Source organism: Methylophaga sp., assembly GCF_965655755.1.
Taxonomy (GTDB): Bacteria; Pseudomonadota; Gammaproteobacteria; order Nitrosococcales; family Methylophagaceae; genus Methylophaga.
Map to the genome: position 1 here is coordinate 1 of NZ_CBFHHW010000032.1, position 14,846 is coordinate 14,846.

At 44.8% G+C, this 14,846-nt stretch carries 15 protein-coding genes, 1 tRNA gene and 1 pseudogene; 5 read left to right on the plus strand and 12 right to left on the minus strand.

What is annotated here, in order from left to right:
* The 9 genes and pseudogenes from ACTF5U_RS10360 to ACTF5U_RS10400 all read right to left on the minus strand — a co-directional run.
* Positions 1-365, minus strand: a pseudogene (locus tag ACTF5U_RS10360) (PQQ-dependent dehydrogenase, methanol/ethanol family); the annotation flags it as partial.
* A 186-nt stretch (positions 366-551) separates the two neighbouring features.
* A complete protein-coding gene (locus ACTF5U_RS10365; protein WP_438971556.1) occupies positions 552-1,196 on the minus strand; it encodes a response regulator in 645 nt (214 codons plus the stop codon).
* Positions 1,193-2,539: a histidine kinase gene (locus tag ACTF5U_RS10370; protein ID WP_438971557.1), complete on the minus strand. Its 1,347-nt coding sequence runs from the start codon at positions 2,537-2,539 to the stop codon at positions 1,193-1,195. Before ACTF5U_RS10370 ends, ACTF5U_RS10365 begins: the two co-directional genes overlap by 4 nt.
* Positions 2,540-2,688: 149 nt before the next feature.
* Positions 2,689-2,760, minus strand: a complete 72-nt coding sequence (gene pqqA / locus ACTF5U_RS10375; RefSeq protein WP_081443609.1) for a pyrroloquinoline quinone precursor peptide PqqA — start codon at positions 2,758-2,760, stop codon at positions 2,689-2,691.
* A gap of 167 nt (positions 2,761-2,927) precedes the next feature.
* Positions 2,928-3,572: a response regulator gene (locus tag ACTF5U_RS10380; RefSeq protein WP_438971558.1), complete on the minus strand. Its 645-nt coding sequence runs from the start codon at positions 3,570-3,572 to the stop codon at positions 2,928-2,930.
* Positions 3,569-5,281: an ATP-binding protein gene (locus ACTF5U_RS10385; RefSeq protein WP_438971559.1), complete on the minus strand. Its 1,713-nt coding sequence runs from the start codon at positions 5,279-5,281 to the stop codon at positions 3,569-3,571. The genes ACTF5U_RS10380 and ACTF5U_RS10385 overlap by 4 nt, the downstream gene beginning before the upstream one ends.
* On the minus strand, positions 5,278-5,595 hold the full coding sequence (gene soxZ / locus ACTF5U_RS10390) for a thiosulfate oxidation carrier complex protein SoxZ (RefSeq protein ID WP_438971560.1): 318 nt from the start codon (positions 5,593-5,595) through the stop codon (positions 5,278-5,280). The genes ACTF5U_RS10385 and soxZ overlap by 4 nt, the downstream gene beginning before the upstream one ends.
* Positions 5,595-6,083, minus strand: a complete 489-nt coding sequence (locus tag ACTF5U_RS10395) for a thiosulfate oxidation carrier protein SoxY (RefSeq protein WP_438971561.1) — start codon at positions 6,081-6,083, stop codon at positions 5,595-5,597. The genes soxZ and ACTF5U_RS10395 overlap by 1 nt, the downstream gene beginning before the upstream one ends.
* Positions 6,084-7,541, minus strand: coding sequence for a M48 family metalloprotease (locus tag ACTF5U_RS10400; RefSeq protein WP_438971562.1), 1,458 nt, complete (start codon positions 7,539-7,541; stop codon positions 6,084-6,086).
* 57 nt (positions 7,542-7,598) lie between these two features.
* Between ACTF5U_RS10400 and ACTF5U_RS10405 the strand changes: the two genes are divergently transcribed.
* Entirely contained in the window at positions 7,599-7,877 is a 279-nt protein-coding gene (locus ACTF5U_RS10405; protein WP_438971563.1) for a sulfurtransferase TusA family protein, read from the plus strand.
* Positions 7,870-8,334, plus strand: coding sequence for a sulfur carrier protein DsrE2 (gene dsrE2 / locus ACTF5U_RS10410; protein ID WP_438971564.1), 465 nt, complete (start codon positions 7,870-7,872; stop codon positions 8,332-8,334). The genes ACTF5U_RS10405 and dsrE2 overlap by 8 nt, the downstream gene beginning before the upstream one ends.
* 9 nt (positions 8,335-8,343) lie before the next feature.
* Here dsrE2 and ACTF5U_RS10415 read toward each other — a convergent pair.
* Positions 8,344-8,420: transfer RNA gene (locus ACTF5U_RS10415), tRNA-Arg, on the minus strand.
* Positions 8,421-8,683: 263 nt separating this feature from the next.
* Between ACTF5U_RS10415 and ACTF5U_RS10420 the strand changes: the two genes are divergently transcribed.
* Both ACTF5U_RS10420 and ilvD read left to right on the plus strand, forming a co-directional pair.
* Positions 8,684-9,895 carry a diguanylate phosphodiesterase gene (locus ACTF5U_RS10420; protein ID WP_438971565.1) on the plus strand — a complete coding sequence of 404 codons (1,212 nt, stop codon included), beginning with the start codon at positions 8,684-8,686 and terminating at the stop codon, positions 9,893-9,895.
* A 462-nt stretch (positions 9,896-10,357) separates the two neighbouring features.
* Entirely contained in the window at positions 10,358-12,031 is a 1,674-nt protein-coding gene (gene ilvD / locus ACTF5U_RS10425) for a dihydroxy-acid dehydratase (protein WP_438971566.1), read from the plus strand.
* Positions 12,032-12,241: 210 nt separating this feature from the next.
* Here ilvD and ACTF5U_RS10430 read toward each other — a convergent pair whose 3' ends face one another.
* Positions 12,242-13,327 (minus strand): mechanosensitive ion channel family protein, encoded by a 1,086-nt coding sequence (locus ACTF5U_RS10430; protein WP_438971567.1) that lies wholly within the window; start codon positions 13,325-13,327, stop codon positions 12,242-12,244.
* 269 nt (positions 13,328-13,596) lie between these two features.
* Here ACTF5U_RS10430 and ACTF5U_RS10435 point away from each other — a divergent pair, with 269 nt between their 5' ends.
* The gene (locus ACTF5U_RS10435) at positions 13,597-13,941 is read left to right on the plus strand and encodes a hypothetical protein (protein WP_438971568.1); all 345 of its coding nucleotides are present in this window, start codon (positions 13,597-13,599) and stop codon (positions 13,939-13,941) included.
* Positions 13,942-14,335: 394 nt separating this feature from the next.
* Here the strand turns inward: ACTF5U_RS10435 and ACTF5U_RS10440 are convergent.
* A partial coding sequence (locus ACTF5U_RS10440) for a pyridoxamine 5'-phosphate oxidase family protein (RefSeq protein ID WP_438971569.1) occupies positions 14,336-14,846 on the minus strand: 511 nt, incomplete at its 5' end.

A 14,846-nucleotide genomic window follows, 5' to 3' on the forward strand; every position in this document is an offset into this window, starting at 1 on the left:
ACTGGCACAGTTTCGTCGTAGTTTTGTTTTGGCTCATATTTCCATTTGATTGCACCGTCGTTGTTCAAATCCAACGCAAATACGATGTTAGGGAATGCAGTATGAACGTACATTGTGCCGTCCATCACCAATGCATTACCTTCGTGACCACGTAAAACACCGGTTGAGAAAGACCATGTCATGTTCATATCTTTGACATTATCTTTATTGATTTGAGTTAGTTCGCTATAACGTTGATTAGCATAGTTACCTGCAGGCATAACCCAGTTATTTTCGTTTTCTTGCATTGTTGCCAGTTCGTCAGCAGCGACCATACCTGGTACGGCCAAAGACATCATGGCTAATGATAAAGTTTTCAGCTTCATAATTGAGTCCCTATTTATTTCATTATTAGCAATACACACAGACAACCTTGTTTGTCCGACTGCGTGAGTGTTACGACTCTATTATGCTTACGTCGCACAAGCACCATGAGGGGCTCCTAAATTAACTGGGAGAGACTCCCACCCGAGATGGGAAAGCAAAGCCTATGCAATTGAATAATATGTCTTTTATTGTTCTGCTATAACACCATATTTCATTGCCAACCGAACCAATTCGACAGGAGAATGGATATCTAATTTCTGTTTAAGGCTGGTTTGATAGTTCGCAACGGTTTTTTGGCCGATACTCAGACAACTCGCGATATCATCAACTAACTTGCCTTCAGCTAATAAACGAAACACCTCAAACTCACGTGAAGTAAGCCTTTGCGTAGGGTTATCATCACCAGCCAAACTCTGCAGTGCCACTTTATGGGCCATATCTGAACTCAAAAAGCTCTTTCCGCTGCTGACTTCTCGCACTGCTTTGACTAAATCTTCAGCATTGCCTGACTTTGCCACATACCCCATCGCGCCAGCGGTAAGTGATTGAATCGCATAAGTTGCATTCTCATGCATTGAAAACATAATCACCCTGGCTGCAGGCCAACGATTTAGTACGCGACGCACTGCCTCTAAACCACCCATTCCCGGCATTGACATATCCATCACCAATATATCAGGGTGGATATCCGGGTATATCTGATAGGCTTGTTCACCACTATTCGCTTCAGCTATAACTCTGATATCTGCATTTTGCTCTAATAGACGGCATAAGCCAGACCTGACAACAGCATGATCATCAACCAACATGACTCTAATCATTAGACTCAAGTGAGACCTCCTTGTTTTGGAATAGTAACGTCAATTGTGACGCCCTCGTTGAGCGAAGCTTTAATTATCAACTTCCCTTGAACGCTATCTACACGTTCTTTCATACCCGCAAGGCCAAACCGATGCCGATGTTGCTGTAGATCAAATCCTTGCCCATTGTCTATCACCTCCAGCTGGATATTCTTGTTCTTCTCAGTTAATGAAATCCAAACCTGTCTAGCTTTAGAATGGCGACTGATGTTGGTCAGACATTCCTGCATAACGCGATATAAAGTCAATTGAACAGCTTCATCAATGACCTTGAAATCACCATCAAAATGCACCTCGACATCAATATTCTGGTGTCTTTCTTTCCAGTTATTTACCAGCTCTTGTAATGCGATGACAAAACCCAACTCATCAAGTCCATCAGGCCGTAATTGACGCAACATCGTGCGAACAATTTCCATCATACGGCGCACAACATCATCAATTGCTGCGGCACTCTTCCTTGCTGACTCGAGGTTAGGGCTGGTTTTAATTACAGAAGCATCCACATGAATGGCAGTTAAGTGCTGACCGATTTCATCATGCAGTTCATGAGCAAGTCTTTTACGCTCAGCTTCCTGTAAACGAATAATTTGTTGTGTAAGTCGATGATTATTATTAATACTACTTTGTAGGGCCGCTGCCATCAGATTAAACTTATGGCTGATAATGCTCATCTCAGGCAATTTAAAAACGGGCAGACGCCTATCCAACTGTCCCGTCTCAATATCGGTTAATGCTTCAGTAATCGTATCAATAGGTTTTAAAGAGCGCGCTACTGCAAAATAAAGCAACACATTAACAATAATAAAAAAAAGAACGATCAAATACAGGATGGTTTTGGTCTCTTTCCACGCTTCGCTGACTTCATTTCCAGGTTCGGGACTCACCACTAATTTCCCCAGTACCTGACCATTTATGCTAATAGGTATTACTTTTTCTGAGATGGATTCCAAGGCAGAGTGCATCTGATTCATAAACCATGAGGGCGGTTGCTTTTGTTTATTCACACTGTCCGTCAGGTTCGTTTCAATCAAACGATTATTATCGTCGTAAAAAGCTATGCGAAGATGTCGCACACCAGCAAGGTCCCTTAAATTAAAAGGCGAGGTTCGAGACACCACACTTGCCTGAATATTATTCTGATTGATGGTCGTTAGTTCCGCATTCAACATATGGAGTGCCAAATCCATAGTTGACTGAACTTCGGCCTGAACATTCTGACGTGCATTATGAATAACAACAACGGCACCGATCGATAAAATGACCAGAAGGACCAATGTCACAACAAGATTAAGTCTGAATCTGAGGTTCATACGTCGAGGTTCATGAAAAAACAACTAGTATAGTTCCTGACCTCTTTTTACAAGATAGGAGAATCTCCTAATCTCATTGCTCAATAGAAATCGCAGACAAAAAAAAGCCCCGGTCGAGACCGAGGCTTTCTTTGTTTCTTAACTGCGTATTAACGGTTGCAGATGTACATTGTTACTTCGAAACCGAAACGCATGTCTGAATATTCTGGTTTAGTCCACATGATAATCACCTCTCTTTAGGGTTATTAAAAATGTCATTTGCTTCATGACTTGAGATACATAATATCTATCTGTGACAAGAAAGAAGAGAGAATTTTACTCGACCTGACTCAGGATTTTCCTGAATAGCAGCACTCATAAAAATCTTTTTGTATAGAAGTGAGTGTAATCAGGCATCCAATAAGCCACTACGTATCGCTAGTCTGGCTAACTCAGCTGAATTGGACACATTGAGTTTCTGTTTTATATTGGTGTGGTGGGTGCCCACAGTTTTGGGGCTTAAACTTAAAATATCGGCAATATCATTGACTGTTCTGCCTTCAGCCAATAGACGAAACACTTCAAATTCGCGTTGACTCAATACATCAATCGGATTTTCAGATCCGGTTAATTTTTGCATAGCCAGTTGCTGAGCTATTTCGGGCGCAATACAGGTCTTTCCCTGCGCCACCATTTCGACAGCACGCAACATTTCTTCTGGTGCACTTCGCTTGGGGATAAATCCTAAGGCACCTGCTTGCATGGCTCGGGTAGTAAAAACGCTGTCCTCATGAACACTCAACACCAGAATTTTCGCCGAAGGTTCTCTCGCAATGATTCGCTCAATAGCGCCTACGCCACCAATCCCTGGCATAGAAATATCCATCACCACCACATCGGGATGATGTTTGCCAAAATCCTGTACGGCTTGTTCACCGCTCCCAGCTTCAGCCAAAACGGTAAATTTATCACCATCCTCCAACAGGCGTCGAAAACCAGCCCGAACGAGTCCATGGTCATCCACTAATAGCACTGTCGTTTTATTCTGGCTCATAAGGTTTTATCCGCTCCAAGTGGAATACTAATCAAAATTCTGACACCCGCGTCAGGTTCACTCTCTAGTTTAAATTCACCGCCTAGACTTTGTGCACGCTCACGCATACCCAGCAAGCCGAAGTCAACATCGGAGTGAAAGTCTTTCACTACCATTCCTTTGCCGTTATCTCGAATATCAATAAATAGCTTGTCGTCGTCACTACCCTGCTCAGCTGTGACTTTTACCTTTATTTCAGAAGCATCGGCATGACGAACGGCATTGGTAATTGCCTCTTGAACAACCCTGAACACCGTCATATTCATCATTTCGGTGAGATTGTTAAGCGTGCCTTCAACATCGAGTTGAAAATTAATACCACTCTCACGAGACTGCCAGCTGGCAATGCTCTGTTCCAAGGTAGGCACAAGCCCTAGGTCATCTAATGGGCTCGGGCGAAGTTGGGTAATCATGTTATGTACTACATCATAGATATGACTTGCTGTGTCAATAATCGCCTGAGCACTATTAAAGACACGAGGCTCTGTAGATTCAGTGCGATTACGAATAAGAACCGCATCGGTTTTAATGGCTGTCAGACATTGACCCAATTCATCATGTAATTCACGCGCCAGATGACGCCTTTCCGCTTCCTGAACTTCGTCCATATGTTTCGCCAACAAACGGGTTTCGCGTAACTGACTTCTGGCCGCTTCAGCCTGTTTCAGCTCAGTGATATCACGTAATGTACAGATTAAGCCCATAACCCTATGTTCGTTGTCCAACAAAGGTACGGTAGACATCAATAAATCCACTTCCTGACCATCCGGACGAAGCAGAATGGTCTCTTTGTTTTCTGTGCTTTCACAATTTTCCAGAATATTCGCAATCTGTTTGTGATCCCTGGCAAAGCCAAGGTTAGCTAGAGCTTTTCCCTTAAGGATGGAGGTTTGAGGTGCAAATAAACGCTCTGCGGTCGAATTACAAAATGTGATGTTGCCGGCATGGTCCAAAGATAAAATGGCATCGCCCGATTGCCGCACCAACATGGCCAGGCGCTGGTTTTCAACAGTACTAAGCTCTAATGCCTGCCCCATTCTATTAAAGGTGTGACTGATTTGATTCATTTCAGCTAAAGTGAAATTAGGCAATCGTAAGTGCAAATCACCGCGTTCAAACCCTGACAGAGCCTGCAATAAACGCTGTAATGGTCTCAAGAACCAATCGACGCCCCAATATAAAAAGACGCTGACAAACACGAATATCACTAACCCCAAAGCCAGGATGCTGCGGATATCCAGCCAACGCTCACTGATTTCCTGCATCGGTGCGGCATAAATCACCATGCGTCCGCTACCAAAACGTTTTGATAAAGGTGTAACCTTTGGGAATAGAACATCTACGAACCATTCCGGTGGTTCATCCTCGATATTTTCTTCCGGTTCACCCTGGAATAAAAGCCCCTGAGAATCAAACAAAAGGATATGCAGGCTACGAATTTCACTCAGGGCTTTGACCATTTCATGCATCTGCTCATTAATGCCAAGATCCCGATTAAGCGGCTTATCGGCAAGGGTCAGCGTGATCAAACGCGCCGCTGAATTCATTGTGTCTTCCACTTCATTTTGCACAGAATGACGGGCATTAGAGATTAAGACACCGGTACTCGCCAATAACGACACCAGCAAAAGCATGGTAAAAAACAGATTGACCTTAAGCTTGAGACTCATTGCAGAAATGTCTCGGCAGTACCTTTTGCACCCAGGTTATCGACCCAGCGAATCATGATCTTGTCACCCGCCGAGCCACCCGTGAGCTGAAAAGAGAAATAAGGATTTCGCGCTGTGGCCGTGCCGCACTTGATGGTCAATACCTCATGCTCATTCCGCCAGCAACGGATATCCTGAATAAACTCTGCCGGAATCAACTCCCCCAGCTCATTTTCGCCTCTTCCGGTATGCATGGGATGCGCCAGTAGAACACGTACGATGGTTTGACCATCTTGTAGCTTGGCTCTGATTCTATCTCTCGCTTTAATCGCCATTAAGCACACCCTCCAATGTCTACTTCTATCTCACGTGACGTTCGATAGAGCTTACCATCAGCACGTATCACCGCAATAACTCTCGAGTCTTCAGCTACTTTAATCATGCTTTTAAAGGGAAGAGAAACATCCGGGGTTAAATCCAGACTCATCGCCAACGGATTGGGGTTTTTTTCAACAAGAATCGCAATCCGTTCGATATTATTTAGTGTGCTTCGTACCTCAACCGGGACTGATGCACCATTAACCGCATAACTCGGGGGGGCGCCAATCTTGAAACTGACCTCTTTATCAGTTGCAACTTCTGCTTCACCAAGCAGAGCAAGCAAGGCATCTTCAACGGTGCCAGCAGTAAACGCATCACTGGGCCAATGCGCCAGAACCCGCCTAGGTAAAATGAGGCCGCTCGCAGCCACCATCGCCAGCGTCGACGCTGAGATAGCACCTTTGATCAGTTTGCGACGCATTGTGTTTGTAGCATGTGTCATTTATTGCTGTTCCATCTGGGCTAACGCATTTTCCACTTCACGTAAGCGTGATGCAATCTTGGCCCGTTGATACTCATCATTACCAGCGGCATCAGCCGCCAGCCGTAATTGATCGGCAGCCGCCTTAAGCAAACCGGATCGATAATAATACTCAGCTAACCAGGTATGTGCCTGACTTTTCTGTCCCATATCACCCTTGGCTTGTGCCATTAGCTTATAAACGTCACGCGAATTTTCACCTAAATCAAGTTGCGTTTGAAGCAAATTGGCTGCCTCTTGTGGGCGTCCATTGCGTAATAGTGCGTGAACATGATTCATGCTCAAAGCCTGATCATCCGGATAGAGGCGCTGGAACTCTTCGTATATGGCTAATGCTGTCGACACTCGCCCCACTGCCATTTCAATATCCGCTAAAGCCAGTTGATAAGCTAACCTATCGTGGTCTTTTTCTAGAAGCGGCTGCAAGGTCGAGCGTGCCCGAGTGTGCTGGCCACTTTTTAACAAAGCTAATGCATAACCATAGCGTGCGGGATCTTTATTTTTATCATTGTCGAGTGATAAGACTTGCTCATAATGATTTAGAAGTTTTGATGAATCATCCGTTGTCATCACCCGCAGCTTTTCTTTCATCAAATAAAACTGCAATCCATCACTGAGCTGTTGTTGCTTCTGATATTTCACTGCGCGACCACGGGCATCGGCTATACGAGAAAGTGTAACGGGGTGAGTTCGCAGAAATTCGGGCACCGAATCACCACCGTAATAACGACTTGCCTGTTGTAGTTTTTCAAAAAAGCTGGGCATTGCATTAGGATCAAAGCCTGCTTGAACCAGTGTCTGCATACCCAGATTATCTGCTTCAGACTCATGGGCGCGGGTGTAATCGATCTGACTTTGAATATCCCCTGCCTGCACAGCCAGTATGGCTGCTGAACCGGCTCGGGGATCTGCTGCGCCAAGAAGCGCTGCCGCAATCATTGCTGCTGTTCGCGGAATCGTCATCCGTTTATACCGTTCAAAACTGCGAAGGATATGCCGCTGCGTAATATGTGCAATCTCATGCGCCATGACGGAGGCTAACTCGTCTTCACTTTCGGCTGTCAGCAATAACCCTGCATTAACACCAATAAATCCGCCCGGCGCGGCAAACGCGTTAACAGATTGATCCGGTACCATAAAAAAGGTGTAATTCAATCCCGGTTCATCACTATTGGATGCTAACTTGTACCCCAAAGACTGAATGTAACTATTAACTTCCGGATCTTCGACCAATTCAGTGTTCTGCTGGAGTCGCCAGAAAAAGGCCTGTCCAATGTCATATTCCTCTCTAGGAGAAATTAATGCTCCTGCACTGTCTCCCATTTCAGGTAAAGCAATATCTACCGCATAACCATTCGTGATGAACAGTCCCGGAGAAAACAGTAATAAGAGTAAAAAATAACGTTTCATACTGTGCATAGACCCATGCCCCCCTGAAGGGGTTCCGGCAAGACAATAAAGGTAATTCGGTTTATCATGATGAATTGGTCTAATGATTGGTCGAAAGCAAGTATGTCAGAATTTGATACAGAAATTGATACCTCAGGACTAAATTGTCCACTGCCAGTTCTCAAAGCACGTAAAGCCTTGAATGACATGACTCCCGGTCAGCGCCTCAATCTAATCGTAACAGATCCGGGCGCTAACAAAGACATCCCCGCCTTCTGCAAAATGACGGGTAACAGGCTGGTTGAAACCTCTGAAGCCGACGGCAAAATTTATTTCATTCTGGAGAAAGGTGATTCAAATGGCTAAAAAGCTCGCAATTATTGCTAGCAAAGGCACTTTAGACGGTGCTTACCCCCCTTTTCTGTTAGCCTCCACAGCCGCTGCATTGGGGTTTGAAGCCAAAATCTTTTTCACCTTCTACGGTCTGCAATTGCTCAATAAAGAACTCTCACTCAAAGTCTCTCCGTTGGGCAACCCGGCAATGCCAATGCCTGTTCCCGTGCCTAGCTTTATTCAGATCCTGCCAGGGATGGAAAGCTTTGCTACCTGGATGATGAAACGAAAATTAAAAAAGAAAGGCGTTGCCAGTGTCGAACAATTACGTGAGATTTGCATCGAATCTGGCGTTGAACTGATTGCCTGCCAGATGACCGTGGACTTGTTTGACTTCAAGCATGAAGACTTCATCGATGGCGTAAGCTCCGGTGGCGCGGCTACTTTTCTTGAGTTTGCCAGCGAAGCGGATACCACGCTCTACATCTAAAATAAATCATGGCGTCCCCGGCAGGAGTCGAACCTGCGACCTTCCCCTTAGGAGGGGGACGCTCTATCCAGCTGAGCTACGGGGACAATGGCTGGGCATTATAACAGTGATAACGACTCAGCTCGATCCCAAGAGCTCAATCATAATGGATCGGCTGATGAGCGGCATACATCTTTTATTCTAGCCTCCACAGAAGTTAGAAAAATTGATCATTTAACATGCAAACTCTATCGATACTTTGCATATTTGATTAATATTTTGAGAACTATCGTATTCATACTTTGATAAAAATTTCACCCCTCAAACATTAATGTTTGATTGAAGTAATTTAGTTGTGTGTGGATTTTAAATGTCGTTAAGTTTACTTGTATACAAGAGCACCATCACTGACCAGCTTGATAAGGATAGGGTTCAGGAAATGTCTCTGGTATTCAAACACAGAAACCGCCAAAGAAATATTACAGGCCTGCTTCTTTTTGATGGCGAACACTTTCTTCAGGTTCTTGAAGGCAGTAGCCAGAGCATTGGTAGTCTTTACGAAGATATTAAGCTTGATTCCAGACACAAAAAGTTGGTGACTGTTCTACATGAGCCTATTTTCAAAAGAACGTTCAGCGATTGGGGCCTAGCATTTATATCTATTGGCAAAGATAATCAAATTGAACTTCCAACAAACCACAATGGAACCAATCAGCCACAATACTTGAGTGAACTGGAATCTGTGGATGAGAATCGTGCAGCGATGATTATAGACGCATTTGCTAAAGGTCTCTGGCGTGAAAGTTATAGTATCCCAGCTGACAAGCTTAATGATTCAGTCAATTCTGGCCTCCAATTAAGCGATCAACTCAATAAACCTAAAAAAGAATATCCGGTTAACTTTGCATTCCAACCTATCGTTAACCCAGTCAGTAAATTAGTGACTTCCGCTGAAGCTCTAATCAGAGGTCCTGATAATTCTTCGCCATTCGAGGTGCTATCCAAATATAGTGGAACCGAACTGTATGAGTTTGATTTGGAATCAAAGAAATACGCACTCGAAATAGCATCTGATCTCGGTTTGCCATGTAGAATCTCACTAAATCTTTTGCCAATGTCTCTAATAGTGAATCCTGATGCTGTGGAAGTGCTAGTTTCCAAAGCCAAAGATCTTCATATTCCCAACGAGCAAATCATTGTTGAAATAACAGAAGAGGAGATCATTACAAATCAAGAAGCTTTCTTACAAGCGATAATGAAGTTGAAGACTTCAGGCATTAACGTGGCTATCGATGATTTCGGTGCAGGATACGCAGGCTTATCTTTGCTGACTGAATTTCATCCAGACAAGGTAAAAATAGATAGAAAACTTATACAATCAATTCATACCAACGGACCCAAGCAAGCCATAGTGAGAGCGATAGTCAATTGCTGCCATTCGCTTGGCATCTCAGTCATTGCTGAAGGTGTAGAAGAAATAGCGGAGATAAACTGGTTACTCCAAGAAGGTATTACTAAATTTCAAGGTTTCTATTTTGCCAAGCCAAAGCTGAACTCTTTCCCAATTATTAATTGGAGCTAAGTCCTAGCGCTAAGATTACATTTATAGGGAGACACTCTATCCAGCAGAGCCAGAGGCCTCAACATGGAGGGTTATTACAGGCCCATTCGCAACCGACGATACTGCCCATTATACAAAGAAAACTGGCTTTCAAGAGTAGTAGTTGAGCGGCCAAAGGCGTTCAGTAAAACAGGAAAGGCCAATATAACCTCATAGATGTCCCACCAGCACCCCGACACTCAGTTCCAAGTGGCAGGTTCTATCACTCACCTTAACCCTATGCCGCTAGGCTCTTTTAGATAAACCCCACTTAACCTTAGCAGGAAGTCTTTATTAGTAAAGTCACTGCGAACTGTCTGTTGAGCACAGGAAATGATAAGGTTCTTTACTAATAATAAATCAATATCGAACTAGCTCGTTTAAAGAGATCCAATTTGATTTTAGTCTTAAGATTCTCTTATTAAAATCCGATAAGGTCAGGCCATGACAGATACTCGAAAACATTCATCCACGGTGGTAGATGGGACCGGCAAAGCACCCGCCAGAGCGATGCTACGTGCGGTTGGTTTCAACGATGCCGATTTTCAGAAACCTCAAATTGGCATCGCCTCGACCTGGAGCATGGTCACCCCCTGCAATATGCATATCAATCAACTGGCTGATTTTGCCTGTGAGGGTACTAACCAGGCCGGTGGTAAAGGGATAATATTCAATACCATCACTATTTCTGATGGCATTGCTAATGGCACCATCGGCATGAAATATTCATTGGTGTCTCGTGAAGTCATTGCGGACTCGATTGAGGCTGTTGCCGGCTGTCAGGGATTCGATGGACTGGTCGCCATTGGTGGCTGCGATAAAAACATGCCCGGCTGCCTGATCGGCCTTGCCCGCTTAAACCGCCCGTCGGTATTTGTCTATGGCGGCACAATCCAGCCTGGTGCTAACCATACGGATATTGTTTCTGTGTTCGAGGCTGTGGGCAAACATGCCCGGGGCGATATGTCGGCGGCGGAATTAAAACAGGTTGAACAAACGGCGATTCCCGGTGCCGGTTCCTGTGGTGGCATGTACACCGCCAATACCATGGCGTCAGCAATCGAAGCATTGGGCATGAGTCTGCCCAACAGTTCCGCACAGGAAGCCGTCTCTCCCTCAAAAGCAGAGGATTGCCGCCGGGCAGGTGCTGCCGTTATGGCATTGCTGGAACAGGACATCAAACCCACCGACATCATGACCAAGCAGGCATTTGAAAATGCTATCACCACATTAATCGCACTGGGCGGCTCGACCAATGCCGTTTTGCATATGTTGGCGATGGCCCATGCGGTGGATGTTGAACTCACATTGGATGATTTTGCACGCATCGGCCGCCAGGTACCGGTATTAGCGGACTTGCGCCCCAGCGGCAAATATATGATGTCGGAACTGATTGCCATCGGCGGAATTCAGCCCCTGATGAAAAGCCTATTGGATCGGGGACTGTTGCATGGTGATTGCCTGACAGTTACCGGCAAAACATTGGCTGAAAATCTGGCTGATGTAGCCCCCTATCCTGCCGATCAAAACATTATTTATTCCTTTGATAAGCCCATCAAAAAAGACAGTCATTTGATCATTCTCAAAGGCAATTTAGCGCCTGAAGGCGCTGTCGCTAAAATTACCGGCAAAGAAGGGTTACGGTTTACTGGCAAAGCTCGGGTATTTCATTCTGAAGAAGAAGCTCAACAAGACATTTTAAATGGCACTGTTGTTAAAGGTGACGTCATCGTTATCCGTTATGAAGGCCCTAAAGGCGGACCGGGAATGCGTGAAATGCTAAGTCCAACTTCGGCTGTTATTGGCAAAGGACTCGGTAACGACGTTGCCTTAATTACTGATGGCCGCTTCTCTGGCGGCAGTCACGGCTTTGTGGTTGGCCACATTACTCCTGAAGCCTTTGATGGCGGTCCAATTGCACTGGTTGAAAATGGTGATGAAATAACGATTGATGCAGAAACCGCCGAAATTCACCTTCACTTAAGTGATGCCGAAATTAAACAAAGACGAAAAGCTTGGCAACCTGTTCCACCCCGTTATACCCGCGGACTTTTGGCGAAATATGCAAAAACGGTTTCTTCTGCATCTGAAGGCGCCGTCACCGATAAAAACCTATGAGTAGGCTATGAGCTGAGGACAGCCTATGGTGGACTTGGAGGAGATTTCATAATAAAGCCCTGCACTGACAGCTAAATAAGATAGCTTTTGTCTGACTAACAGCTGCTATTATGACGGGAACGCCCTATCCAACTGAGCTACTGAGACACTGGCTGAGCCATATTGCAGCGATAATGTTTCAGCTGTCTCCCACCTGAGATTAAAAGATCATTATCCTGGACTGACTGGATCTAATTTTTCTTCTAACTGAGCACGGTGTCGAGGCAGATATTCTGGATAATGCTGCTGAATGAAGAGTATTAAGCCTTCACGTATAGAGCACCTCAGGTTCCAGAGTGTGCTGGAGTTTTTAGCACTCATCAGAAAGCGAATTTGTATCGCCTTTTCACCAGCCTCAACCACCTGAACTGATGAGGTATCACCATTCCAGTCTGGTGATGCCTCTAACAAACGTGAGAACTCTTCACGTAATGGTTCAATGGGAATGCCATAATCCACCCAAATCAAAGCACTTCCTATCTGATCGGCAGTATTCCGTGACCAATTCTGGAAAGGGTTCTCAATAAACCACTGTAATGGGACGACCAGTCGACGGAGATCCCATACTCTTAGAACGACATAGGTCGCGGTTACCTCTTCTACCCAACACCACTCGCCCTGAACAAACATCGCATCATCAATTCGGAATGGCTGGGTGAACGCGATCTGCATGCCTGCCAGCAGATTACTCAACAGCGGACGAGCAGCAAAACCAAGGATGATTCCACCAATACCGGCTGAGGCTAGCAGGCTGGTGCCAATCTGGTTAACAGATTCGAATCTCATCAATGCTACGCCTGTTCCCACCAGAACAATCACGATATTCAGGCCACGGACGATAAAGCGAGTCTGAGTTTCAACCTTGCGAGCCCTCTTCCAATCATCTTCGAAAGCAGGGTTTAGTTGGACAATAACATCGCCAATCGCCGACGTTAGGCCAACAGCAGTCCAGGATAGAGACAAAATCAACATCAGTACTGTGAAATTTTGAATGGGCGCCAGCATAGGAAGATCCTGAGGCACCGAATGTAAAACACTGTTCAGGGCTAACAGGGCTATAGATACACCCAGTGCGGGAGCTGCCGCGTCAAAGAATATGCGGGCGACCGAGGTCGGTTTGGAAAAGCGGCCAACCAGAAAAATAAGTGCTTTATAGATAAAAAAACTAACAAGTATGGCAACGATTGCAAGTCCCACAGCACCTGCCCATCCCATCAAGCTCTTCTCAATCAACTGCTGCATATTGCCCCCTGCCATGGTATCAGTGACTTCCTGTTAATTTAACAGGATATGGCGACATGGCAATCGAAGATGTCAAAAGGAACAGAAAATACTCTCACCAGGAGTTCAAGATTGAAGTCATCGGATAGATAAACGATGATGTAGTCAGTGTTACTCATTATGAGAGTTGAACAAGCATATACAACTCGCTTTTACCCTGGAACTAATAAAAATTTTCCGAAAGGTACTTATCAAGTCTCCAGTTCAATTTAAAGACGCTTTAATAACTTTAAGGAAACAAACCAATGAAACCACAAAATATTCATGAAAAACATCCAATGAACATCACTGGTTTTCTTGCTTCCCAGAACTGTGAATACACACAAGAAAGACAAGACTCTGTAACAACGGATGAATATGTCACTGAAGTTTTCTCGACTGAAAATCAACTTTCATCTCTTTCTGCTACCACTCCTTCCAGAGAAGATCCCGACGAGGATGAACAAAAAGAAGCTGAAGATGCCCCCCCTATGCCTCAGCCTCCAGTTCCTCCTGTAGAGCCCGATGAGGATGAAGATGAGGAAGGATCCGAAAAAGCGCCTCCCATGCCGCCAGCCCCAACACCCCCATCAGAGCCATCTAAAAAGTGAATTAAGCTTAAACACACGCTAGTGGCTGAACGAATTAACAGCCACTCAATCGCAACAGGGGTTAATGCTTACCTAACCTTTAGTCAGCGGCAGTTGTTTGGCTCTTTCCCTGAAACAAAAAAAGAGCGGGTTCCTCAACATTCCGCACGACTTTTCAGGCTTTTATCGAAATCACTGGTGTTACGATCATCGACCATGCCGGCGAACATTGAATAGCTACCTAATAAAAAGGACTGCCACAACTTTGTGTGACAGTCCTCTGATTTATTCAAAGTTTAGGATTAATTACGAAGCATTTGTGAGAGTGGTGACATTATCTGCCTCGAATACGCGTCCTTCAAATAAATCATTGATGTAATGCTCTAAATGAATACAATCGCTTTATAAACGTTATTTAGCCACCAAATTTTTCGTTTTCGCCAATATCCGGAGTGGTGTCTTCCTTGATGTTGGCTTTGGCGTATTCATAAAGCTGGAACACCTTACTTTGCTTAGCCTTCCAGTGCTCACCCATTTCAACCTTGATTTCCAGCAATGCCACATCAGAGTCATCTTTGCCTTCTGTAAACCATGCCGCGATCATAGGATTCCAATATTTCTCTATCAGTGTGGGGTCATCGGTCAGTTGAGCCTTACCCGAGAGCGAGACATACACTCCCTTTTCCTGATCGGAGAAGCTAAGGCATACATCATGATCATTTCTAGTTTCAGAGACTTTCTCAGCACTTCGCCGTGTAAAGAACCAGAGAGTGCCGTCATATTCATCCTGGACTAGATGCATTGGTCTAGCGCGTGGCATATCATCATCAAGCGTGACCAACATGCCGACTCCGATATCTTTTATCATTTCCCAAATCTTCTGCTTATGTTCTGGGCTTGACATAAAAATTACCTCCTGTGGAACT

Coding starts and splice junctions, on each gene's coding strand:
- ACTF5U_RS10370 (WP_438971557.1), bottom strand. CDS start 2,539: ATGAACCTCAGATTCAGACTTAATCTTGTTGTGACATTGGTCCTTCTG.
- ACTF5U_RS10380 (WP_438971558.1), bottom strand. CDS start 3,572: ATGAGCCAGAATAAAACGACAGTGCTATTAGTGGATGACCATGGACTC.
- ACTF5U_RS10385 (WP_438971559.1), bottom strand. CDS start 5,281: ATGAGTCTCAAGCTTAAGGTCAATCTGTTTTTTACCATGCTTTTGCTG.
- soxZ (WP_438971560.1), bottom strand. CDS start 5,595: ATGGCGATTAAAGCGAGAGATAGAATCAGAGCCAAGCTACAAGATGGT.
- ACTF5U_RS10395 (WP_438971561.1), bottom strand. CDS start 6,083: ATGACACATGCTACAAACACAATGCGTCGCAAACTGATCAAAGGTGCT.
- ACTF5U_RS10400 (WP_438971562.1), bottom strand. CDS start 7,541: ATGCACAGTATGAAACGTTATTTTTTACTCTTATTACTGTTTTCTCCG.
- ACTF5U_RS10405 (WP_438971563.1), top strand. CDS start 7,599: ATGATGAATTGGTCTAATGATTGGTCGAAAGCAAGTATGTCAGAATTT.
- dsrE2 (WP_438971564.1), top strand. CDS start 7,870: ATGGCTAAAAAGCTCGCAATTATTGCTAGCAAAGGCACTTTAGACGGT.
- ACTF5U_RS10420 (WP_438971565.1), top strand. CDS start 8,684: ATGTCGTTAAGTTTACTTGTATACAAGAGCACCATCACTGACCAGCTT.
- ilvD (WP_438971566.1), top strand. CDS start 10,358: ATGACAGATACTCGAAAACATTCATCCACGGTGGTAGATGGGACCGGC.
- ACTF5U_RS10430 (WP_438971567.1), bottom strand. CDS start 13,327: ATGGCAGGGGGCAATATGCAGCAGTTGATTGAGAAGAGCTTGATGGGA.
- ACTF5U_RS10435 (WP_438971568.1), top strand. CDS start 13,597: ATGAAACCACAAAATATTCATGAAAAACATCCAATGAACATCACTGGT.